The organism is Gemella sp. oral taxon 928 (assembly GCF_001553915.1).
Lineage (GTDB): Bacteria > Bacillota > Bacilli > Staphylococcales > Gemellaceae > Gemella > Gemella massiliensis.
In genome coordinates, this window is record NZ_CP014233.1 from 1,323,934 (window position 1) to 1,346,264 (window position 22,331).

General features: G+C 30.2%; 24 protein-coding genes. 8 read left to right on the forward strand and 16 right to left on the reverse strand.

Features of this window, described 5'->3' with window-relative positions; genetic code table 11:
• Positions 1–439: 439 nt before the first annotated feature.
• The gene (locus tag AXE85_RS06105) at positions 440–1,789 is read left to right on the forward strand and encodes a YSIRK-type signal peptide-containing protein (RefSeq protein ID WP_062173960.1); all 1,350 of its coding nucleotides are present in this window, start codon (positions 440–442) and stop codon (positions 1,787–1,789) included.
• On the opposite strand, the gene AXE85_RS08655 is transcribed toward AXE85_RS06105, so the two are convergent.
• On the reverse strand, positions 1,786–2,046 hold the full coding sequence (locus AXE85_RS08655) for a hypothetical protein (RefSeq protein WP_062173962.1): 261 nt from the start codon (positions 2,044–2,046) through the stop codon (positions 1,786–1,788). The two genes, AXE85_RS06105 and AXE85_RS08655, sit on opposite strands and share 4 nt — an antisense overlap.
• Between AXE85_RS08655 and AXE85_RS06115 the strand changes: the two genes are divergently transcribed.
• A complete protein-coding gene (locus AXE85_RS06115; protein ID WP_371524259.1) occupies positions 1,958–3,037 on the forward strand; it encodes an LPXTG cell wall anchor domain-containing protein in 1,080 nt (359 codons plus the stop codon). The genes AXE85_RS08655 and AXE85_RS06115 overlap by 89 nt on opposite strands.
• Positions 3,038–3,188: 151 nt before the next feature.
• Here the strand turns inward: AXE85_RS06115 and rny are convergent, their stop codons facing one another.
• On the reverse strand, positions 3,189–4,742 hold the full coding sequence (rny, locus tag AXE85_RS06120) for a ribonuclease Y (protein ID WP_021752950.1): 1,554 nt from the start codon (positions 4,740–4,742) through the stop codon (positions 3,189–3,191).
• A 399-nt stretch (positions 4,743–5,141) separates the two neighbouring features.
• Here rny and rplK point away from each other — a divergent pair, with 399 nt between their 5' ends.
• Positions 5,142–5,567, forward strand: a complete 426-nt coding sequence (rplK, locus tag AXE85_RS06125; RefSeq protein WP_062173965.1) for a 50S ribosomal protein L11 — start codon at positions 5,142–5,144, stop codon at positions 5,565–5,567.
• A 13-nt stretch (positions 5,568–5,580) separates the two neighbouring features.
• Complete coding sequence (rplA, locus tag AXE85_RS06130; RefSeq protein ID WP_062173966.1) at positions 5,581–6,273, forward strand: 50S ribosomal protein L1; 693 nt, start codon at positions 5,581–5,583, stop codon at positions 6,271–6,273.
• Between the two features lie 123 nt (positions 6,274–6,396).
• Here rplA and AXE85_RS06135 read toward each other — a convergent pair whose 3' ends face one another.
• The 5 genes from AXE85_RS06135 to AXE85_RS06150 all read right to left on the reverse strand — a co-directional run bounded on the left by AXE85_RS06135 (position 6,397) and on the right by AXE85_RS06150 (position 9,171).
• On the reverse strand, positions 6,397–7,260 hold the full coding sequence (locus tag AXE85_RS06135) for an ISL3 family transposase (RefSeq protein WP_062173967.1): 864 nt from the start codon (positions 7,258–7,260) through the stop codon (positions 6,397–6,399).
• A 194-nt stretch (positions 7,261–7,454) separates the two neighbouring features.
• The gene (locus AXE85_RS06140; RefSeq protein ID WP_062173968.1) at positions 7,455–8,087 is read right to left on the reverse strand and encodes a hypothetical protein; all 633 of its coding nucleotides are present in this window, start codon (positions 8,085–8,087) and stop codon (positions 7,455–7,457) included.
• Positions 8,080–8,352: a P-loop NTPase family protein gene (locus AXE85_RS08660; RefSeq protein WP_231723761.1), complete on the reverse strand. Its 273-nt coding sequence runs from the start codon at positions 8,350–8,352 to the stop codon at positions 8,080–8,082. The genes AXE85_RS06140 and AXE85_RS08660 overlap by 8 nt, the downstream gene beginning before the upstream one ends.
• A gap of 44 nt (positions 8,353–8,396) precedes the next feature.
• Entirely contained in the window at positions 8,397–8,795 is a 399-nt protein-coding gene (locus AXE85_RS08665; RefSeq protein WP_231723762.1) for an ATP-binding cassette domain-containing protein, read from the reverse strand.
• Complete coding sequence (locus tag AXE85_RS06150) at positions 8,779–9,171, reverse strand: GntR family transcriptional regulator (RefSeq protein WP_062173970.1); 393 nt, start codon at positions 9,169–9,171, stop codon at positions 8,779–8,781. The genes AXE85_RS08665 and AXE85_RS06150 overlap by 17 nt, the downstream gene beginning before the upstream one ends.
• A 120-nt stretch (positions 9,172–9,291) precedes the next feature.
• On the opposite strand from AXE85_RS06150, the gene AXE85_RS06155 reads away from it, so the two are divergent.
• The 4 genes from AXE85_RS06155 to AXE85_RS06170 all read left to right on the forward strand — a co-directional run bounded on the left by AXE85_RS06155 (position 9,292) and on the right by AXE85_RS06170 (position 13,095).
• Complete coding sequence (locus tag AXE85_RS06155) at positions 9,292–9,975, forward strand: TIGR04283 family arsenosugar biosynthesis glycosyltransferase (RefSeq protein ID WP_062173972.1); 684 nt, start codon at positions 9,292–9,294, stop codon at positions 9,973–9,975.
• Between the two features lie 267 nt (positions 9,976–10,242).
• A complete protein-coding gene (locus tag AXE85_RS06160; RefSeq protein WP_021752943.1) occupies positions 10,243–10,584 on the forward strand; it encodes an arsenosugar biosynthesis-associated peroxidase-like protein in 342 nt (113 codons plus the stop codon).
• Positions 10,585–10,590: 6 nt separating this feature from the next.
• On the forward strand, positions 10,591–11,538 hold the full coding sequence (gene arsS, locus AXE85_RS06165) for an arsenosugar biosynthesis radical SAM (seleno)protein ArsS (RefSeq protein WP_062173974.1): 948 nt from the start codon (positions 10,591–10,593) through the stop codon (positions 11,536–11,538).
• A 180-nt stretch (positions 11,539–11,718) separates the two neighbouring features.
• Positions 11,719–13,095, forward strand: coding sequence for an ISL3 family transposase (locus AXE85_RS06170; protein ID WP_062173096.1), 1,377 nt, complete (start codon positions 11,719–11,721; stop codon positions 13,093–13,095).
• A gap of 185 nt (positions 13,096–13,280) precedes the next feature.
• On the opposite strand, the gene AXE85_RS06175 is transcribed toward AXE85_RS06170, so the two are convergent.
• From AXE85_RS06175 to AXE85_RS06215, 9 genes are read right to left on the reverse strand one after another with little or no spacing between them, the layout of a single operon-like run.
• The gene (locus tag AXE85_RS06175) at positions 13,281–13,511 is read right to left on the reverse strand and encodes an acyl carrier protein (RefSeq protein WP_062173976.1); all 231 of its coding nucleotides are present in this window, start codon (positions 13,509–13,511) and stop codon (positions 13,281–13,283) included.
• Positions 13,512–13,513: 2 nt separating this feature from the next.
• Positions 13,514–14,491 (reverse strand): phosphate acyltransferase PlsX, encoded by a 978-nt coding sequence (gene plsX / locus AXE85_RS06180; protein WP_072520322.1) that lies wholly within the window; start codon positions 14,489–14,491, stop codon positions 13,514–13,516.
• A 1-nt stretch (position 14,492) separates the two neighbouring features.
• Positions 14,493–15,128: a sortase gene (locus AXE85_RS06185; protein WP_062173981.1), complete on the reverse strand. Its 636-nt coding sequence runs from the start codon at positions 15,126–15,128 to the stop codon at positions 14,493–14,495.
• An 11-nt stretch (positions 15,129–15,139) separates the two neighbouring features.
• Positions 15,140–17,152 carry an ATP-dependent DNA helicase RecG gene (recG, locus tag AXE85_RS06190; RefSeq protein WP_062173983.1) on the reverse strand — a complete coding sequence of 671 codons (2,013 nt, stop codon included), beginning with the start codon at positions 17,150–17,152 and terminating at the stop codon, positions 15,140–15,142.
• Positions 17,145–18,017 carry an L-serine ammonia-lyase, iron-sulfur-dependent, subunit alpha gene (gene sdaAA, locus AXE85_RS06195; protein ID WP_021752937.1) on the reverse strand — a complete coding sequence of 291 codons (873 nt, stop codon included), beginning with the start codon at positions 18,015–18,017 and terminating at the stop codon, positions 17,145–17,147. Before sdaAA ends, recG begins: the two co-directional genes overlap by 8 nt.
• 11 nt (positions 18,018–18,028) lie before the next feature.
• Positions 18,029–18,697 carry an L-serine ammonia-lyase, iron-sulfur-dependent subunit beta gene (gene sdaAB / locus AXE85_RS06200; RefSeq protein WP_062173985.1) on the reverse strand — a complete coding sequence of 223 codons (669 nt, stop codon included), beginning with the start codon at positions 18,695–18,697 and terminating at the stop codon, positions 18,029–18,031.
• A gap of 3 nt (positions 18,698–18,700) precedes the next feature.
• A complete protein-coding gene (rnjA, locus tag AXE85_RS06205) occupies positions 18,701–20,371 on the reverse strand; it encodes a ribonuclease J1 (RefSeq protein WP_062173987.1) in 1,671 nt (556 codons plus the stop codon).
• Entirely contained in the window at positions 20,364–20,582 is a 219-nt protein-coding gene (locus tag AXE85_RS06210; protein WP_062173990.1) for a DNA-dependent RNA polymerase subunit epsilon, read from the reverse strand. Before AXE85_RS06210 ends, rnjA begins: the two co-directional genes overlap by 8 nt.
• Positions 20,582–22,156, reverse strand: coding sequence for an aminotransferase class V-fold PLP-dependent enzyme (locus tag AXE85_RS06215; RefSeq protein ID WP_062173993.1), 1,575 nt, complete (start codon positions 22,154–22,156; stop codon positions 20,582–20,584). The genes AXE85_RS06210 and AXE85_RS06215 overlap by 1 nt, the downstream gene beginning before the upstream one ends.
• Positions 22,157–22,331 lie beyond the last annotated feature (175 nt).

The following is a 22,331-nucleotide window of genomic DNA, read 5'->3' on the forward strand; positions in this document are numbered from 1 at the left end:
TTCATGCCTAACCCCCTTTATAAAAGCTTATCTAAGTTTTTATAAAGGGTGTTTATTATTAACAGTACTAATTTAAAATATAAATGAAAACAAAAAAGAAAACAGTTACAACATTTTTTAAAAATTATAACATAAACATAAAAATAAAAGTGAATATTTATTCACATCTATATAAAATAATATTTATTTGTATTTATTTAATTAATTTTCAAAAATATATTAGTTCACATAAATTTCATTTTAAAATAAATACACTTTAAATCAGCTTTAAATTTGATTTTAAGTTAATTTGTAGTAAAAACATTTTATAATTATATAACATTAAATAATAACATAAAAATAAAATTTTAAGTATAATTATATTGAATAATATGGTATTATAAAGAACGTTCTAGGGTATTATACCCTTATAAATTTTTTGAAAAAAGAGGATTATAAAATGAAAAAACAAGAAAAATTTTCAATACGAAAATATAAAATAGGAGCAGCATCTGTCCTAATCGGACTGGGAATTGCAATTAGTGGAGGTGAAGTTATTGCACAGTCAACATATATCCCTACTACTAAGATGACACCACCGTACGATTTACAAGTCAATGGTGAGTTAGATAAATTGAAAGAAGAAACTAAACAAAAAATTAATGAAGATGCCGAAAAATTAAAGCAATTAATTAACACAAAAGAAAGTTTAAATAGCGAAGATAAAAAATCAGCTAAAGAACGTGTAGAAGAAGAAGTAAAATCAGCAACCGGTAAAATTGATGCTCTTAACAAAGGTGAAAAATCAGAAGACTTTAAGAAAAAAATAACAGATATTAAAAATACATTTATTAAAGATATTCAAAAAATAAATATAGGATTATTAATGGCTGATAAAAAAACGCAATTAAAAAATAATAAAAACTTAACAGAAACAGAATTGACAGCGGCTATTAAATTTGTTGACTTTGCAGTTCAAAAAGCGGATGAAATGATAGACAAAGTAGTTGGAAAAAATATAGATAATAGTATAAAAAATATAAAAGAAGAATTTACAAAAGCATTATCAAAAATAAATCCAATTGGTGCTGATTTGTATTTAAACAAAATCGGAGATGCTAAAGCAAAAGTATTAAAAGCAATTAAAGATAATAAAAATCTATCTGAAGCAGATAAAACACAATTAGAAGTGAAAATATCAAAAGAATTGGAAGAACTAACAGCTAGAATAAATAATATTGCATCTAAAGGAGAAAGTATAAAAACAGCCGAAGAAGCAGAAAAAGCACAAAAAGAGATAATCAAAACATATCTGGAAGCATTAAAAACTGTAGCGACAACAGATATTACCTTAGAATTAGCGAATAAACAATCGGAGATTAACAAATCGAAATCAACAGAAGATAGCAAAAATAAAGCAAGTGCTGAATTAGAAAAAAAGGCAGAAGAAGTTACTGAAAATATTAATAAAGCAGAAAATTCAGACATATTAAATAAAGTTGTAGATCAAGGTAAAAAAGATATAGCCAATATTAAAGTAAAAGAAGATAATAAAGAACAAAAACCTGATACTCCAAAAGAGCCTAAACAACCGAATACACCTACTCCACCTAAAGGTTCAGCTATCCCTCAAGACGGCGTGAAAAATTTATCAACAGATAAACCGCAATTAAAAGTAACCCGTTGGGTTGATGAAAATGGTAAAGAGATAAAATCAACATCTTCAGGTGAATTACATGCAGGTATGGTAGATGGATATACATTTGATAAAACTACAAAAGAAGACGGTATTACCACCCACCACTTTTAAAAAATAAAGGATAATAAACCAAGCACTCCTACTCCTAATAAACCTAAACAACCTAACACACCCACTCCACCTAAAGGTTCAGCTATCCCTCGAAATGGTGAAAAAAACTTATCAACTGATAAACCGCAGTTAAAAGTAACTCGTTGGGTTGATGAAAATGGTAAAGAGATAAAATCAACATATTTTGATGAATTAAAAGCCGGCGACATAACAGGATATACATTTGATAAAACTACAAAAGAAGACGGTATTACCACCCATTACTTTAAAAAAATAAAGAATAATAAACCAAGCACTCCTAATAAACCTAAACAACCAGACACTCCAACTCCGCCTAAAGCGTCAGCTATCCCTCAAGACGGTGTGAAAAATTTATCAACAGATAAACCGCAGTTAAAAGTAACTCGTTGGGTTGATGAAAATGGTAAAGAGATAAAATCAACATATTTTGATGAATTAAAAGCCGGCGACATAACAGAATATACATTTGATAAAACTACAAAAGAAGACGGTATTACCACCCACCACTTTAAAAAAATAAAATATAATAAACCAAGCACTCCTACTCCTAATAAACCTAAACAACCGGACACTCCAACTCCGCCTAAAGCGTCAGCTATCCCTCAAGACGGTGTGAAAAATTTATCAACAGATAAACCGCAGTTAAAAGTAACCCGTTGGGTTGATGAAAATGATAAAGAGATAAAATCAACATCTTCTGAAGAATTACAAGCTGGAAACATAACAGGATATACATTTGATAAAACTACAAAAGAAGATAGTATTACCACCCACCACTTTAAAAAAATAAAAGATAACAATCCGAGTATATCAACACCTGATAAATCAATAGACAAATCAAATATGTCTAAACAATTAGGTACAACAAAACCAAAAGATAATGTAAAAGACTTAATAACCGAAAAACCACAATTAAAAGTAACCCGTTGGGTGAATGAAAATGGCAAAGAATTAAAACCGACGAAAGCCGGAAAATTAGATGCCGGAGAAATAAAAGGATATACATTTGATGAAACTTTAGAAAAAAATGGTATAACTACTCATCACTATAAAAAGATAAAAGAAACATTTGGAAATTCAACACAATCGTTACTATCAAATAAAAATTTAATGCAAGGTAAGACATTACCAAATACAGGACAAACCTCAACTCAAAACACTATACTGGAATTAGGCTTAATATCCGCATTAGGTCTAATTGCTAGAAAGAAATTATCTAATAAATAAAAAATGAATCTGTATAACCTGAGATATCTTGTATTAAACAACTTATTACTTAGTATTTATTCAAATACAAATCGCAATACCCATGTTTTAAATGATTTAAACCATTACTAAAACACAAAAAAGAGATTGAAACCCAATCTCTTTTTCTATATTATCTTGCAAATTTCACTGCTCTTACTTCGCGGATAACATTAACTTTAATGTTACCTGGATATTGCATAGTTTCTTCAATTTTATTTTTAACTTCTTTGGCAATTTTATAAGTTTTCGTATCATCAACTTCTTCCGGATTAACAATTACACGAATCTCGCGTCCCGCTTGAATGGCATAGGTTTTTTCTACACCTTTATGCTCATTAGCTATTTCTTCAAGTTTTTGTAAACGTTTAATATAGTTTTCCAATGATTCTCGTCTTGCTCCCGGTCTTGATGCTGATAAAGCATCAGCCGTTGCTACTATAACAGAAATCGGATTAGTTGGTTCTGTATCCCCATGGTGAGATGCTATCGCATTAACAACCGTAGCATTCTCTTTGTATTTTAATGCTAATGCAACACCGATTTCAACATGAGAACCCTCTACTTCATGATCAAGTGCTTTACCAATATCATGTAATAATCCCGCTCGACGTGCCAACTGAACGTCCAAGTCCAATTCGGCAGCTATTAAACCGGAAATATATGCTACCTCCATTGAGTGTTGTAGACCATTTTGTCCGTAGCTTGTTCTATATTTCAGTTTACCGACTATTTTTACTAAATCCGGATGCATATTATGAATACCTAGATCAAATGTTGCTTGTTCTCCCGCATCTCGAATAACTTGATCAATATTTTTACGTGCCTTATCAACAGCTTCTTCAATTTTTGACGGATGAATACGCCCATCATCAATTAATGATTTAATAGCTGTTTTGGCAATCTCACGACGTATAGGATCATATCCTGATAATATTACCGCTTCCGGTGTATCATCAATTATCAAATCTACTCCAGTTAATGTTTCTAGTGTACGAATATTTCTCCCCTCTCGCCCAATAATACGTCCTTTCATATCATCTGACGGAAGATCAACTACTGACACCGTAGTTTCACTCACCACATCCGAAGCAAAACGCTGTAATGATTGAACGATAAGTTCTTTCGCACGCTTATCAGCGATGTTCTTCGCTTCAAGTTCTTTGTTTCTTATATAAATCGCCATATCTTTAGCCATATCAGTTTCCACTGTAGCCATTATCTCTTCACGAGCTTGTTCTTCAGTTAGATTTGCAATACGTTGCAACTCTGTTTCTTGTTGAATTTTCAGTTGATTTACTTCACTACTTTTTTCATCAAGTAACTGTGATTTCTCTTCCAGTTTCAATTCTCTGGAACTTATTAATTCATCTTTTTTATTTAGAAGTTCTGTTTGACGTTCCAGTGATGATTCCTTTTGAAGAATTCTGTCTTCTTGTCTTTGAATATCTTGTTTTTTAAATTCCGCCTCTTTACTAGCAATGTTAATTATCTCTTCAGCTTCTTTTTTTGCAATAGTAGTTTCTTTCTCTACTATATAGCGAGCTTCTTTTCGTGCTTCGCCTACTATATGTTCCGCATCTTGTTTTGATAACTCTAGCCTTTTTTGAATAGAATTTTTCGAAATAATATATCCCAATAAAAGTCCAACAAGTAAAGCTGCAACACTGATTATCCCATAAATCATTTTGCAACCTCTCTTTATTAAAGAAAATTTTTTATTATGAATAATTTACCCATGTAAGATTAATTTTCTTAACATTATGGTAAACATTTCACAACTACCATTCTACACCACAACTATTAAAAAGTCAATAGACACTTTCTTTATGAAAATGCTATCCGCGGCTTATTTAATGCTGTTTTTAAAATGCTTTATCTCTCTAAAATTTTCTTTTATCGGCTACAATAATGGTCTATTTTTTACGATATAATCAGGAAAAAACTATATTAAAATACTTGAAATATATATTTATATATGCTAGAATAGACAAGTATGTAAAAATACACAACTTGATTGAGTGGGAGAACGAAAATTTTAAACGTTCTAAGACCACATCACGAAAAATAAATAGGAGGTTTTATCGTGGCTAAAAAAGTTATAAAAGTAGTTAAATTACAAGTACCAGCAGGTAAAGCTAACCCAGCTCCACCGGTTGGTCCGGCGTTAGGTCAAGCCGGTGTTAACATCATGGGATTCTGTAAAGAATTTAATGCTCGTACACAAGACCAAGCAGGATTAATTATTCCGGTAGTAATCTCAGTATATGAAGATCGTTCATTTACTTTCATTACTAAAACACCACCTGCTCCAGTATTGCTTAAAAAAGCAGCTAAAATTGAAAAAGCATCTTCTGTTCCAAACCGTGACAAAGTTGCAACAGTTTCAAAAGCTCAAGTTAGAGAAATCGCTGAGTTAAAAATGGCTGATTTGAATGCTGCATCTGTTGAAGCGGCAATGCGTATGATTGAAGGTACTGCTAGAAGTATGGGTATCTTGATAGGAGAATAGGAGGATAATTATAATGGCGAAAAAAGGTAAAAAATATCTTGAAGCGGCTAAGTTAGTAGATTCTTCTAAACTTTACTCAGTAGTAGAAGCAATCGAATTAGCTAAAAAAACAAGTACAGTAAATTTTGACGCAACAGTAGAAGTTGCATTCCGTTTAGGAATTGATACTCGTAAAAACGATCAACAGGTTCGTGGAGCCGTAGTTCTTCCTAAAGGAACTGGTAAAACTGCTAAAGTTTTAGTTTTTGCTAAAGGAGATAAAGCGGCAGAGGCAGAAGCAGCAGGCGCTGACTACGTTGGACAAGGTGAATACATCACTAAAATTCAACAAGGTTGGTTTGATTTTGATGTAATCGTAGCTACTCCGGATATGATGGGAGAAGTTGGTAAAATTGGTCGTGTCTTAGGACCTAAAGGTCTAATGCCGAACCCTAAAACCGGTACAGTAACCATGGACGTTACAAAAGCTGTTAACGAAATTAAAGCTGGTAAAGTAGAATATCGTGCTGAAAAAGCCGGTGTTGTTCACACTTTAATCGGTAAAGTTTCATTCTCAACTGAAGATTTAGTAGAAAATTTCAATGCTGTTCAAGAAGCATTAACTAAAGCTAAACCGGCAGCTGCTAAAGGTACTTACTTCAAATCTGTAGCCGTAACTACGACTATGGGACCGGGAGTTAAAGTTAGTACTGCTGAATTTAAATAAGAGTAATAATTTAGGCTCTGTGTCAAATACGGGGCATGAGAAAAAATAAGGATAAAATGCTAAGCAATGCAGTGTTGCTTGGCATTTTTCAAAACGCCCTTAAAAGAAATATTATTTTTATACTCAGAAACAAATTTGTTTTTTGTAAATATTCATTAGCTTAACTCTAGTTCTATTAAGTTCTCTATTAACATTTTGAATAATATGAAACCTATCTATAACAATTTCAGCATTAGGAAACTTATTTCTAATCAACTTCATATAAGGAGTATAAATATCAATACAAATAGCCTTAACATTACTTCTAGCCTCTTTAGAAAATCTGGAAAAATAATTATTTAAAATATACTCAGTTCTACCATCAACTATATCAATAATCTCATGAGTTAAAGCATCTAAAAAAATAAAACTCATACCATTTTTACTATCTTTAGTAAACTTTAACTCATCAAAGCATAAATACTCAGGTAAGGTATTATAGTTAAGAATGTCTACATGGGATTTACATTTATAAAGAGTTCTTATAACAGTATTAACCGATACATTATTCATTTTGGCTATTTGTTTAAAAGATAAAGTATCAGCTAAATCACTCATTATAGAAAACTTAACATTTTTAGAAATACTACAGTATTTATCTACAAAAGAAGTAGTAGCTACAAATTTTTTATTACAAGTTTTACACTTGAAACGTTGCTTTCTTAGTTCCAAATAAGCAGGGATACCTGATATTTTTAATAGATTAATTCTAGTAAGTTCATTAAAGCCGTTTTTAACTACAGTATAACCTTTATTAAGACAACCACAGCATTCACACTTCTTGGGTTTATATGTTAAGGTACCTTTGAATACAAAGTACTTTTGATTATTTTTTATAGTTTCGTTATGTGTTTTCTCAATAGTTATATTTTTATCTTTTATTTGTAGTAGGTTTTTAATGAATTCTCCCTCTTTTATTTCTTTTGTTTTTGTGTTAAAATTATTCATGACAGATATCCTTTCATAGTTTATTTTTTTTGCACTTTAATTATATTGGATATTTGTCTTTTTGTATATTAAAAAACAATACGGGGTATGGATTTTTTTTCATGCCCCGTATTTATTATACAACCATAATTTAAGGAGATTTGAAATTCAAATCTCCTTTTTGCTACTTATAATACTAACCATTTAAAGTTCTATCATTTTCTAACACGTTTTATTATTTGTAAACAGATAAATTGTACAATTATTGCTAAAACTATAAGCAATATTAATTTAACTGAATTAAACTGATTATTATTAAATGGTTTTAATGTATTACCGGATAATATTACACACATAACTATAATGATTAACACATATACTATTGTATCAACTATAAAAAACCAAATAGGCGAGTACTTTGTCATAATCATTTGAACAACTGCAATATTTGATAAAATATACATTACAATAAACATATACAAATATTCTATTATACAATTTTTATTGTAAAAATATTGAGTAATAAAGTCCAATACCGTTACTATTATTAGGGATAAATACATAATAAAATAAATATATTGAATTTTTATTTTATAATTAAGAGGTAAATATTGGATAATATGATTTTCTTTGTCCTCATAGTTTCTACCGGTGTTAATAAAAATGTATGCTCCTAATACACTCAAAATCATATAACTTTTATCAAATAGAATTTCTGAAAAAATTATTATTAAAACAAGATAATACAAATAATACAAAAACTTATATATCATAGGTTCTTCATAGTTTCTACCGGAAATCAAGTTAACTAAGGCTCCAATCTTCGTACTACTATATTCTTTATTCATTTCCTTTTCCTCCTTGCAGAATTGTTATTAGTATTTCTTCAACATTAGTATTACTAAATTTTTCCTGTAATGAAACTATATCTTCATTTAATATAACCTTACCATTTTCAAAAACAATAATATAATCAGCAAAATGCTGAATAACATTCATTTCTTCTGTTACAATAATAATTATCTTATCATCTGTTATATATTCACGAAGTAACGCTAACATTTCTCGTTTTTCTATAAGCCCTACACCTGAAAATGGATTATCCAATACCAAAATATTTGACTTAGTACTAATTCCAATCGAAAATAGTAAAATTTTTATTTGACCTTGCGATAATTCGTAAATTTTTTTTTTTGACGATATACTTTATATTTTTTTAATAATTTAAAACATTTCTCTATATTTAAACGTTCATCTAATTTTTTTAACTTACTTATTAATTCATCAACACGTAACTTATCCGAAAATAATGGTTTATCTGCTATATATGAATATTGAAATTTTATTTCCAGTTCATTATCATTAAAATTTAATTTATCATAATAAACCATATCTTTTCTAATATCAAAACCGCCTAATATGCTCTGTAAAAATACAGTTTTTCCTGCTCCACTATTACCGGCAATTGCATAAACATACCCATTCTTAATATCTAAATTTACCGGCCCCAGTTTGAATGAGTTTTTTACCACTGTTAAATTATTTATTGTTAACATAATCTTTCTCCTCTAAAATATTATCAATAATATTTCTAATATCAAATATCTGCAACCCATCTTTTAATGCTCTATCTATTAGTATAGATAATTCATTTAGATATTCTTCTTTTTTTATTAATAAAATTTGTTCAATGTTAATATTACTTACAAAATAACCAACCGCACCTTTGCTGTATATTAAATTTTCAGCCAATAACACTTCATATGATTTTTTTATCGTTATAATACCTACTTCTAATTCCTTAGCAAGATTTCTTATTGATGGTAATTGCTCATTTTCCTTAATAATACCATTTAATATATATTTTTTTATTTGAGATGCTATTTGCTGATAAATTGGAACATCAGATAAATTTGAAATTTTTATATCCACATCATCACCTCTTTTTGTATCTACTGTAATTATACAATAGACACAGTTTATTCGTCAATATTTTTATTATTTTTTTAAATCATGATATAATAATAGTATTAATTTATATGGAGTGTAACTATGATTTCTATAATTGTACCGATATATAATGAAGAGAAAACTATTCAAGATTTCATCTATAACCTTTATCAATTACATAATATCCAACAACACGAAATTATTTTTGTAGACGGCGGTAGCAAGGATAACACCCTTTTGATATTAAAAAAACTCAGCTATTTTGGATATAACTATTATACTTCCGATAAAAAAGGACGTGCTAATCAAATGAATTTTGGAGTGAGTGTTTCTAAAGGCGATATACTTTGGTTTGTTCACGCTGACAGTGTTCTTCAAAAAGACGTTATTTCAAAAATTTTATCTTGCCCTACTGAAGTAGGTTGCCTTAAAATTAGATTTTACCCAAACAGCTTTTCAATGAAAATTAACTCCCTAGTTTCAAAACTTCGAGCCAGTATAACAAATATTGCATTTGGTGATCAAGGTCTATTTATGAAGCGGTTTGTTTTTGAACAAATTGGCGGTTACAAAGATATGCCAATAATGGAAGATTATCGTATTTCCGAAGATTTAACTGCACATGGTTATAAAATAACGGTTATCAATAGTTTCATCACTACTTCTGCCAGACGCTACAAAGGGAAGAAGTTTCGTACAATGTATCAAATGCAAAAATTTCAACGTATGTATCGTCAAGGAGTTTCGGTCGAAAAAATAGCTGAACAATACAAAGATGTTAGATAACATATAATTTTTCTTGAAAATTAAATAGTAAGGAAAATTCTAATTTAAAAAATATTTAATTTAAAATTATTTGACAAACTTTGAAATTAAACCTATACAATTATAATATTCTTATTTTTCGCAACTATTACTAATAATTTTTTTAAAAAAAATATACTCTATAATATTTAATTATATAAAAATATATTCTTTAAATCATTTTTGTTTGAATATATTTTTTTTCTGCATTATAATAGATTTATAATAACTATTAAAAGGAGAGCGAATATGGCAGATTATTTTAAAAAGAAACATTTAATAGAATTTGGAGAAGGAAAATTTGGAGAAGATGCTCCGGAACTTTGGAAAAACTTTATGACCTATTACGGTACAACAATGCAAGATGGTGAATTGACTTCTCGTGAAAAGGCACTTATCGCTATCGCTATTGCTCATTCTGAGGGTTGTCCTTATTGTATTGAGGCATATACAAATACATGTCTGGAAGAAGGCTGCGACCAAGATCAAATAGCAGAAGCGATACATGTAGCTGCAGCTATGAAAGCCGGTATTACACTTGTTCATGGTTTACAAAGTAAAGAATTGTCTGATAAACTAACTAATCGTTAATTCATTATGACAGAAAAAAATAATATTCCCCCATTTTTTGAACAAGTAGAAGATAAACAATACTTGCTTACGGTAGAATACCCCGAAATTATGCAGATTAATGTTGGAAGTTTATGTAATATCACTTGCAGTCATTGTCATGTAAACGGCGGTCCTACCCGAAAAAATAATATGGTAAAAGAAACTTTTGAACAAATTATTGAAGCATTCAAAATCGGTAAATACAAGACTATGGATATTACCGGTGGTGCTCCGGAGATGAATCCGAATTTCAGATGGTTTTTAAAAGAAATTCGACCTTTTGCGGAAACTATTATTGTTCGTACCAACCTTATTATTTTGTCAGTACCTGCCTACAGAGATATTCCTGAATTATACCGTGATTTAAAAGTTCAAGTGGTAGCATCACTACCCTACTATAATGAAAAAGTTGTGGAGCGACAACGTGGTAAAGGAGTATTTCCTAAATCTATTGAAGTATTAAAAAGGCTTAATGAATTAGGTTACGGAAAGGATAAAGAATTAGTTCTTAATCTTGTATATAATCCTAATGGAGCGTATCTTCCACCGAAACAGGAAACTCTTGAAAAAACATATAAGAAAAAATTATTTGATAGCTTTGAAATAGTGTTTAATAATTTATTTGTTATTACTAATAACCCTATTGGTCGTTTTTCAGAATTTTTACATAGAGAAGGTTTGTACGATGGTTACATGAACAAGTTATATAAAGCATATAATCCCGGTACTCTACCGGGGCTTATGTGTCGCAATATGATTTCTGTTGGACCGGACGGTTCTTTATATGATTGTGATTTTAATTTGATAGAAAAACTAAATGTTTCCGGTCGTATAAAACATGTAAATGAGCTTGCTAAAGAACATACAGGTGTCAGACGTATTGTTACAGGTATCCACTGTTATGGATGTACCGCAGGGGCGGGTTCTTCTTGAGGTGGCGAAACTTGTTAGCATAGGTTATGCTTATAGAAAAATTCACTCAATTTTTGGTTGTATAATAAATACGGGGCATGAAAAAAAATCCATACCCCGTATTGTTTTTTAATATACAAAAAGACAAATATCCAATATAATTAAAGTGCAAAAAAAATAAACTATGAAAGGATATCTGTCATGAATAATTTTAACACAAAAACAAAAGAAATAAAAGAGGGAGAATTCATTAAAAACCTACTACAAATAAAAGATAAAAATATAACTATTGAGAAAACACATAACGAAACTATAAAAAATAATCAAAAGTACTTTGTATTCAAAGGTACCTTAACATATAAACCCAAGAAGTGTGAATGCTGTGGTTGTCTTAATAAAGGTTATACTGTAGTTAAAAACGGCTTTAATGAACTTACTAGAATTAATCTATTAAAAATATCAGGTATCCCTGCTTATTTGGAACTAAGAAAGCAACGTTTCAAGTGTAAAACTTGTAATAAAAAATTTGTAGCTACTACTTCTTTTGTAGATAAATACTGTAGTATTTCTAAAAATGTTAAGTTTTCTATAATGAGTGATTTAGCTGATACTTTATCTTTTAAACAAATAGCCAAAATGAATAATGTATCGGTTAATACTGTTATAAGAACTCTTTATAAATGTAAATCCCATGTAGACATTCTTAACTATAATACCTTACCTGAGTATTTATGCTTTGATGAGTTAAAGTTTACTAAAGATAGTAAAAATGGTATGAGTTTTATTTTTTTAGATGCTTTAACTCATGAGATTATTGATATAGTTGATGGTAGAACTGAGTATATTTTAAATAATTATTTTTCCAGATTTTCTAAAGAGGCTAGAAGTAATGTTAAGGCTATTTGTATTGATATTTATACTCCTTATATGAAGTTGATTAGAAATAAGTTTCCTAATGCTGAAATTGTTATAGATAGGTTTCATATTATTCAAAATGTTAATAGAGAACTTAATAGAACTAGAGTTAAGCTAATGAATATTTACAAAAAACAAAAAGGTATTAATTATACTCTTTTAAAAAATAATTGGAAGTTAATATTAGAAGATGAAAGTAATGTTACTCATGGTAGGTTTTTCTTTAATAGGAGTTTTAGGAGTTTAGTTACTAGACGTGATATTTTAGATTATTTATTAGGATTAGATTGTATATTTAAGGCTAGCTATGAGAGAGTTCAGGATATTAGATATGCAATAAGGTATAGAAATGAGTTGGAGTTTAAAGAATTAATTGAAAAATCTACTATCGATTTATCTGATGGTGTTAGTAAGGCTATTAATACTATGAGAAAACATAAAGGGTATATGCTTAATAGTGTTAGGTATTCTATTTCTAATGGTTCTTTGGAGGGTATTAATAATAAGATAAAGGTTTTAAAGAGAGTTTCTTATGGTTATAATAGCTTTTATAACTTTAGATTACGCATTTTAGTTGTTTCTAGGTTATTTGTTTCTGAGTATAAAAATAATATTTCTTTTAAGGGCGTTTTGAAAAATGCCAAGCAACACTGCATTGCTTAGCATTTTATCCTTATTTTTTCTCATGCCCCGTATTTGACACAGAGCCCAATTTTTTAACATTGAGTGAATTTTAGTTTTAGTATATATAAGCCTTGAGTTTATAAATCTTTGACCTTATTAGTAAGAGTATTAAGTAATTTGAAACCTACCAAATTTTTAAATATCTCGTGGTTTTTTCTCTATTTTTATTTTCTTTCTTCAATAACTTTTACTAAATCTTTGATTTCTGTAATATTTTCTGCATCTTCATCCGAAAATTCAAAACCATATTTTTCTTCAATATCCATTACTACATCAGCTATATCAATTGAATCAGCATCTAAATCTTCATTTAATTTTGAATCTAATGTTATTTTATCTTTATCTATTTTTATATATTTAACAATTATATCTTTTACTTCTTCAAAAATTGCCATTATCACTCTGCTCCTTGTTCCATCGTTTCTATCATTATATCATAAAGTTTTGTTTTATGTATTTTTTTTGCTTGTTGAACTGCATAATATAATGCTTTTTCATCAGCTGCTCCATGAACTTTTATAGTTGGTTTTTTCAATCCCAGCAAAAACGCTCCGCCATACTCACTATAATCAAATTTTTTCTTAAAGTCGGTTATTCCGCCTTTTACTAAAATTGCACCTATTTTAGTGATTAGATTTTTTACAAAAATTGCTTTTATCATTTTTCCAAATGTTTGAGCAACACCTTCTATTGTTTTTAACAGAACATTCCCGGAAAAACCATCTGCTATAACGACATCGTACTGATGTTCTAATATTTCTCGTGCTTCAATATTACCTTTAAAATTTGCTATCTCTGTTTTTAACAATTTATGTGCTTCTTTATAGACCTTATTTCCTTTTGTTTCTTCTGAACCAACATTTATAAGTGCAACCTCCGGAGTATCTATATTATAGATATGTTTAACATATAGTTGTCCAAGTTTTGCATAGTTTAATAAATCTTCCGGTTTTGCCTCAACATTTGCTCCAAGGTCTGTTAGCAAAAATTTATGCTCAGATCTTGTCGGTAGCATTGTTCCAAGTCCCGGTTTTGATATACCTTCAATTCTTCCAACCATAAAGATTGCACTTGCCATATATGCTCCTGTACTTCCACCGGAAATAGCGACATCTACAACATTATTTTTTAAATCTTCTAAAAGTCGTATCATAGTAGCATCTTTTTTCTTACGATGTACACGTGCTGAATCATCTTCTATAAGAACTACTTCTGTACAGATATTTTTTATAATATTATCTCTATTTGTAATTTTTTTCAACTCTTCTTCTCTACCGTAAACGAATAATTCTACTTCATTATCCTGATAACTGTTTATAAAATTTATAATTTTTTGCGTGTCGTCCACACCCAATAAATCTATTCCTATTTTCATGTTATGCACTTTCTTCTCCTATTAATTTCGCTTCAACTACAAATCGGCTATCCCATTCTCCAGTTTTTGGATTAAAGTTATCACAAGTAAACATAGTTAATTTTTTAGGTTGATCATTATGTTGATCTAAGATTTCAACTTGCGTCGGTGCTACATCATATAATTTACTTACCTCGTAGGTTCTTAACTTATCTTTTGAAATAATTTGAATTTTAGTACCCATTTTAATTTTGTTCAAATTATTAAAACGAATTCCGACCCCCTGAACACTATGCCCTGCTATAACAACATTCTGAGCATCTAATGTAGATGGTTCTTGTGCTGTTGCTACACCATTTATAAGATTTATTTCTGTTACCCCTTGGAAAATCGGCTCTTCTATTTTTACATCATCAATTTTTAAAATTCCTAACATTGAATCTGTTAGTTTGATTTTAGATTGATTATCTGTAAACAATTTTTGCCACCACGGTATATCAACCTCTCCTTTACCATTTTTGTACGCTGTTATTATTTTATCATTAACATTTCCTGTCAAATACTCTCTAATTTGATTTTTAAATATTAAAACTGCCGATGTTAATAGTAACAAGGCTATTATCACATTCAGTATTCTATTTTTCGTTTTCTTACTCATTATACAACCTCCTATATTATTGTATCATTAAATCCAATATAACTAAATAGCCTTTCTTTATCATCTGTAACTTCTATTATCTTTAAGGCTAATTTCTTAGCAAGATACATTAAATCAACATCTTCTATCAAATTCGCAACTTTAAAACTGGGAATACCACTTTGTTTCGTACCAAAAAAATCTCCGGGCCCTCGTTGTTTTAAGTCAAATTCTGCTATTTTAAAACCGTCATTCTCTAAACACATTATATCAATTCTCTCACTTTTAGAATCGGTAATTAAAATACAATATGATTGAAACTTACTTCGCCCTACTCTTCCACGTAGCTGATGAAGTGTTGCAAGACCAAACCTATGTGCATCAACTATAATCATAAACGTGGCATTGGGGACATTAACTCCAACTTCAATAACCGTTGTAGAAATAAGTATATGAATTTCTTTTTTTAAAAACTTATTCATTATCTCATCTTTTTCTTTGTTCGGCATCTTACCGTGAAGAATTGCTACCTTATACTGTTCAGGTAGATAATTTCTTATATTCTCATAAGTTTCTTCGATATTTTGCAAATCCATTTTTTCCGATTCTTCTATTAAAGGACAGACCACATATCCCTGTCTTCCATTATCAAGTTCTACCACAATCTTATCAAGAACCTTATAAAAACTCTTATTATTCGCTTTATAAGTTTGAACTTTTTTTCTACCTTTTGGAAGTTCATCAATTGTAGAGATTTTTATATCAGTTATAAGTGTAATAGCCAAACTTCTCGGAATTGGTGTCGCAGTCATCATTACGGAATTAACGCTATCGCCTTTTTTGTTCAACATATTACGTTGTCTTACACCAAAGCGATGTTGCTCATCAGTTATAACAAATTTCAAATTGTTAAACTTCACACCTTCTTGAATAAGAGAATGTGTTCCAATTATTAATTCTATCTCACCTACTTCAAGTAAACTTAAAATGGTATTCCTTTCTTTCTTAGAGGTACTGCCGGTCAGCAATGCCATTGAAACACCCATTTCTTTAAAAAATTCAAAAAAAGTTTCAAAATGTTGATTGGCAAGTATTTCTGTCGGTGCCATTATAGCACATTGATAACCTGCTTTGATAACTCCATACATACATACAGCCGCAACAGCAGTTTTTCCGCTTCCTACATCACCTTGTAATAGTCGTTCTGTTCTAAAAGGAGAATTTAAGTCCTGAACCATTTCATAAATAACTCTATTTTGTGCATTAGTTAAAGAAAATGGTAAACTGTTTTTAATTTTTTCCACATCAACATTTTTTATATTAACGGCATATCTACTATTCGGTACTTTATTATTTATATTTTGCAACTGAAGTTTTAATTGATAATTAAATAACTCGTGAAAAGCGAACATCTTTTTGGCTCTATCAAAGCTTTCAATATCTGTTGGAAAATGCAAAGTATAAAGTATTTTATCAAGTTCCCAAATCCCCTTAAAATTTTTAGGGACTAAATCTAAAATAACATTTTCATTATCTACCATTGAAAATATCTCTTTAACTAAATTAACAAATTTTTTCTGGGTAATCCCTTGCTTTAGGTGATAAAAAACTTGTATATTGGCATTATCACTCTTTTCTTTTTCTTCTACACTAAATGATATACTGGAGGCTGTTATAGTATTATTTGCCGCATTATATGTTCCCTTAACTACTATCTCTCTTCCTTCGATAATATTTTTCTTCAAATAATGTTGATTAAAAAATATTATTTTAACACTTCCGGACGAAGTAAGTAGGGAAAAAAATGAACGACTTTTCCTATTCCCGTAAAATTGAGTTGTAACTCTTGTTTCTATTTTCCCCGTAGTTATAACTTTATCATTATCTTTTACAGAAAAAGAGAAATCAGTGGAACTTGATAGTCTATATGGAATATTATACAAAACATCACCGATAGTAAATATACCTAACTCCGCTAAAGTTTGTAAATATTTGTTTCCAACACCTTTTACAGTTCCTACTGATTTTTCTAATATATTAATCATTACCGAATAATAAACTCCTATATCTCTCGCCGGTTGCTGTTATAGCCAAGCCACCTTTGGCAGTTTCTTTAAATTTCGTTGACATTTCTAAACCTATCTTATACATTGCTTCTAACACTTCATCTGCCGGGATACGACTTTCCACACCTGCTAATGCCAAATCCGCTGCCATCATAGCTATTGAAGCCCCTGCTGCATTTCTTTTAACACAAGGAACCTCTACAAGACCTGCTACAGGATCACAGACCAAACCTAACATATTTTTCATAGCGATAGCAAAGGCGTGCGCACTCATTGCAGCATCCCCTCCCATAGCTTCAACAATAGCAGCCGCTGCCATAGCACTTGCTGAACCGATTTCTGCCTGACAACCGCCTTCCGCTCCGGCACAAGAGGCGTTGTTAGCAACGACAAAACCAAATGCCCCTGCTGTAAATAACATTCTCAACTGTGTTTCTTCATCTATATTAAACTTCTCTTTTAAAGCATGAACACAACCGGGAAGCACACCGGCAGAACCTGCCGTTGGAGTTGCACAAATAAGTCCCAGCGAAGCATTGACTTCATTGGTAGCAACAGCAGCCGCTACTCCTGTTAAAAAGTCCGCTCCGGTTATAGATTTTCCACTATCAATATAATTTTTTATTTTTTTTGCATCACCACCGGTTAAACCTGTTTTTGAACTAACACCTGCGATTCCTTCTTCTACCGCCTGCATCATTACCATTAAATTTTTTTTCATAAGTTTTTCAACTGCCGTCCTACTTACTCCATTAAGCTCAACTTCTTGCTCAATCATAAGTTCCGACACCGGTTTATTTTCTAACTGTGATTTTTTTACTATGTCTTCCAAACTAGTAAACATAACCTATCCCCCTACAATCTATCTGCAAATTTTATCTCAACTACGTATGGTAGTTTGTTTAATTTATCTATACTTTCTTCACTCAATATCTCTAAAGATTCTACAGTTAAAAGATTTATTCCTTCTAAAATAGAGCTTGAATAATTTGCAGTTACTATCTTATCGGAGATTATATCTTCTATACCTTTTCTTAACTGCTCTTTATTATCTTGATTAAATCTATAAAAGATAAAATAGGTTGAAAAATCTCCTGATAAATTGACATCAAAACCCAATAGTTCAAATATAACCATTTTTCCGCCACCAATAGATTTCCCAACTAAATCTAAATTGTCTTTTTCTGCCGATACCTCTATCTTTGCAGTATTAGGATGAATATGCTCAACTTCACTTTCTATAAATTCAAATTCTATACCTTTTTCTTTGGCAGTTTCCATACTGTTTCTTATTCGTTTATCAGATGTATTATATCCTAATAATCCACCTATTAACGCTATATCAGTACCATGCCCTTTATAAGTTTCTTTAAAAGAACCGTATAGTGTAATTCTTACTTTCTCAGGTTCTTTGCCGAAAATATGTCTTGTAAATAAGCCTATACGAACAGCTCCGGCTGTATGAGAGCTTGAAGGACCTACCATGATAGGTCCTATTATATCGAATACACTTCTATACTTCATAATTTATACCTCCAAAATAGTTGGTAATATTACAGGTTGTCTTCCTATTTCACTATTTAGGAACTTCCCTAAAATTTCTACTAATTTTTGTCTTACTTGGTAGACGGTTATATTATCTTCTTTTAAAATATTAAGCATTTCATTTTTCACAACATTTTTGCATTCATTCAACAGCTCTGTTGATTCTGAAATGTTAACAAATCCTCTACTGATAATATCCGGGTTATTGAGTAGTTTTTTAGTTTTGAAATCAATTGCTACCGAAACTACAACAACCCCTTCTTCTGATAACTCTCTTCTATCTTTAATAACCACATTTCCAATATCTCCAATACCCAAACCGTCAACGTAGACATCAGATGCGTCGAATTTCCCCGCAACTCTTGCACTGTCTTTTGTTAATGCCAGTACATCACCGTTTTTTAAAATAAATGAGTTCTCTAATGGTATATCACACTCCGCTGCGGTTTTTGCATGAATCACCTGCATACGATATTCTCCATGAATAGGCATAAAATATTTTGGTTTTATTAGTCTGAACATTAATTTTTGTTCTTCTTTAGAACCATGCCCCGATGTGTGAACATTATTTACACTTGATGTAATAACATTAGCACCTAACTTAGATAACAAATCTATATTTTTATTAATAGATAATGTGTTCCCCGGAATGGCTGAACTCGCAAAAACTACAGTATCGGTCGGCATTATCGTAATTTTTTTATGTGTACCGTTTGCTATTCTGCTAAGAGCCGCAAGTTCTTCACCCTGAGTACCTGTGCATAAAATAAGTAATTTATTAGGATCTACTTGGTTTAAATATTTACTGTTGATAAAAGTATCTTTCGGAGCTTTTATATATCCTAATTCTGTCCCTATTTTTATCGCTTTCTCCATTGAACGACCAAAAACTACTATTTTTCTATTATGTTCAATACATGCTTCAACTACTTGTTTTACACGATAGACGTTAGAGGCAAAAGTCGCAAAAATAACTCTATGTTTTTCTTTACGTAAAATATTAGATATTGTTTTTCCTACTTCTTTTTCACTTTGAGTAAATTCCGTTCTTTCAGAGTTGGTCGAATCTGATAATAGACAAAGAACTCCTTCTTCTCCAACCTTAGCCATTCTATGTAAATTAGAACCTTGACCTACCGGAGTAAAGTCAAATTTGAAATCTCCTGTGTGGACAACATTTCCTTGGGGAGTATTAACAATAACTCCGAACGAATCCGGAATAGAATGAGAAGTACTATGAAATGAAATTTTTAAGTACTTAAAATTTAATTTAGTATCTTCGTCAATAATATTTAACTCCGCTTTGCCAAGAAGATTATGTTCTTCAAGTTTTGATTTTATAAGCCCTATCGCTAGTGGCCCACCATAAATCGGCAAACTGACTTTTCTTAATAAGAATGGTAAGCCGCCAATATGGTCTTCATGCCCATGAGTAATAATAAGTGCTTTTATTTTATTTACATTTTTCTCTATATATGAATAATCCGGAATAACATAATCTATCCCCAATATATTATCACCGGGAAACTTTACTCCGGCATCAATAATAATAATCTCATCACGATATTGAATAGCATAGGTATTTTTACCGATTTCTCCTAAGCCGCCAATAGCAGCGATACCTACCTCGTGTTTTTTGATAATTTTATCCATAGACTTTCTCCAATTTAAAGTCTTCAGATTGTTTTTCAAACTCTAAATATGCTTCACTTAATTCTTGAATAAGTTCTATATTGTAATTTCTGTCATCCAAGTATTTTCTAACCTCCGGTATCCCGTCAGCTTCTACATACAATACTTGAGTATTTTCCCTTACGGGGATTTCTTGTGCGTTTTCTTGATAAAACACTTTAAATACTGTCATTATTCTTCTCCTATCATTTCTTTTAATATACTTAATGTATAATCTATTTCTTTTTTATCTGTATTTACATTAATAAATGAGAACTGTATAATATTTCTCTCTTGGAGATATGAACTTTTATAATGAATAAATATATTATTAATCGCAAATGATTCTCCAATGTTCAAAGAAGAAATCTCTTTAGGTAATTCCACGGTAATAATCACCGGTGAAATTTCTTTTTCTTTTATTTTCATAATTGGGAGATTTAATTCTTTTAAACCTTTTTTCATATATGAATACTTTTCTTTTACCACACCATATCTTTTATCTGTCTTAAATACATCTAATGCTGTATTTAATGCTTCCATTAATATTGACGGTTGAGTAAACGGTATTGAGGTCATTTTATGAGCATAACCTAAATCTAAATATAATGGTGTATCTTTTAATTCTACTAAGTCACAATTAGACCCAACTATTGCAAGACCTGCCACTGAGCAAAATGCTTTTCCTGAAGAACAGGCAACATAATCAACATCTTTATAACTATATTTCACCGCACCCACGGCAGAAACAGCATCCACCGCTAAAACAATACCATATTTTTTAGCAATTTTAGTGATTTCTTCTAAATCATTCAAAATTCCGACACTGGTTTCATTGTGTACTAAATAAACAAAGTCATAATTTTTAGAGGAAAGTTTTCTTTCTACTTCTTTCAAATCAAAACTTTCTCCAAAACCTACACTATAACTTTCTATATTCAAACCATGACGTTTTGTTTCTTTTATTAATCTGTTCCCAAATTCTCCATTTGCCAACACTAAACCGTTAGTTAAACTGCGACCTTTTAATTGTGCCATAATCGCTTCATTTGCCAATGTTGCAGAACCGTGTAAAATTGTCGCCTCTCTAACATCCAAAATAGTTTCTATTTTTTCTAATGTATCTTTTGTCAAACTGACAAACTCATTGCTTCTGTGTGAATATAACTTTTTAGATAGTTTTTTCACAACTTCTTCTGATAAATCAACAGGTCCCGGCAAAAAGTTAATTCTTTGTGCCTTTGATAATTTATCTATTATTCTGTTATCTTTTGTTAAATCTAAATACATCGGCATATACTCAGCATCTTTTGTTCCGACATTTTCATGAAACTTAACAAATCCCAAATGACGATATAATTTCTCTTGGCGAGTAGTTCCTGAGATAAAAATAATATCATAAGCATTCTGAATAATATAATTAAATGTTCTTTGAATTAATTCTGTAAATACTTTTGTTTTTCTATATTGTTGTTTAATCGATAATAATCTTATTTCAACTGGTTTTTTATAGCTACCTTCATAATATTTATCTATATCATTTAATTTTAAATCTAGTGAGAATGGTCTTGTATCTGATAATGCAATCATTCCGACTACTTCTTGTTCCTTTTTAGCAATAATATAAATATTTTTATCATGAAATTTATCTTTTAATTTTCCAGTATCATTTTTTTCGTGCTGAGGAATTTCATCAACAAAAGTTTCATAATTTAATTTGAAAATTTGTTCGTATTCTTCTATTGTATTTGCTATTTTGTAAATCATAATTTTTCCCCATAACTGTTTTTGGTTGAATTTTCTCTACCCTATATATTATCACACTTACAAATATTTTTCAATTACAGCAACATGGTATTTTATAATTATCTCTAATTTGACAAAAAATTTTAGTACTATATTTTTTGATGTAATTATCATAACAATAAAATATTCAAACTTA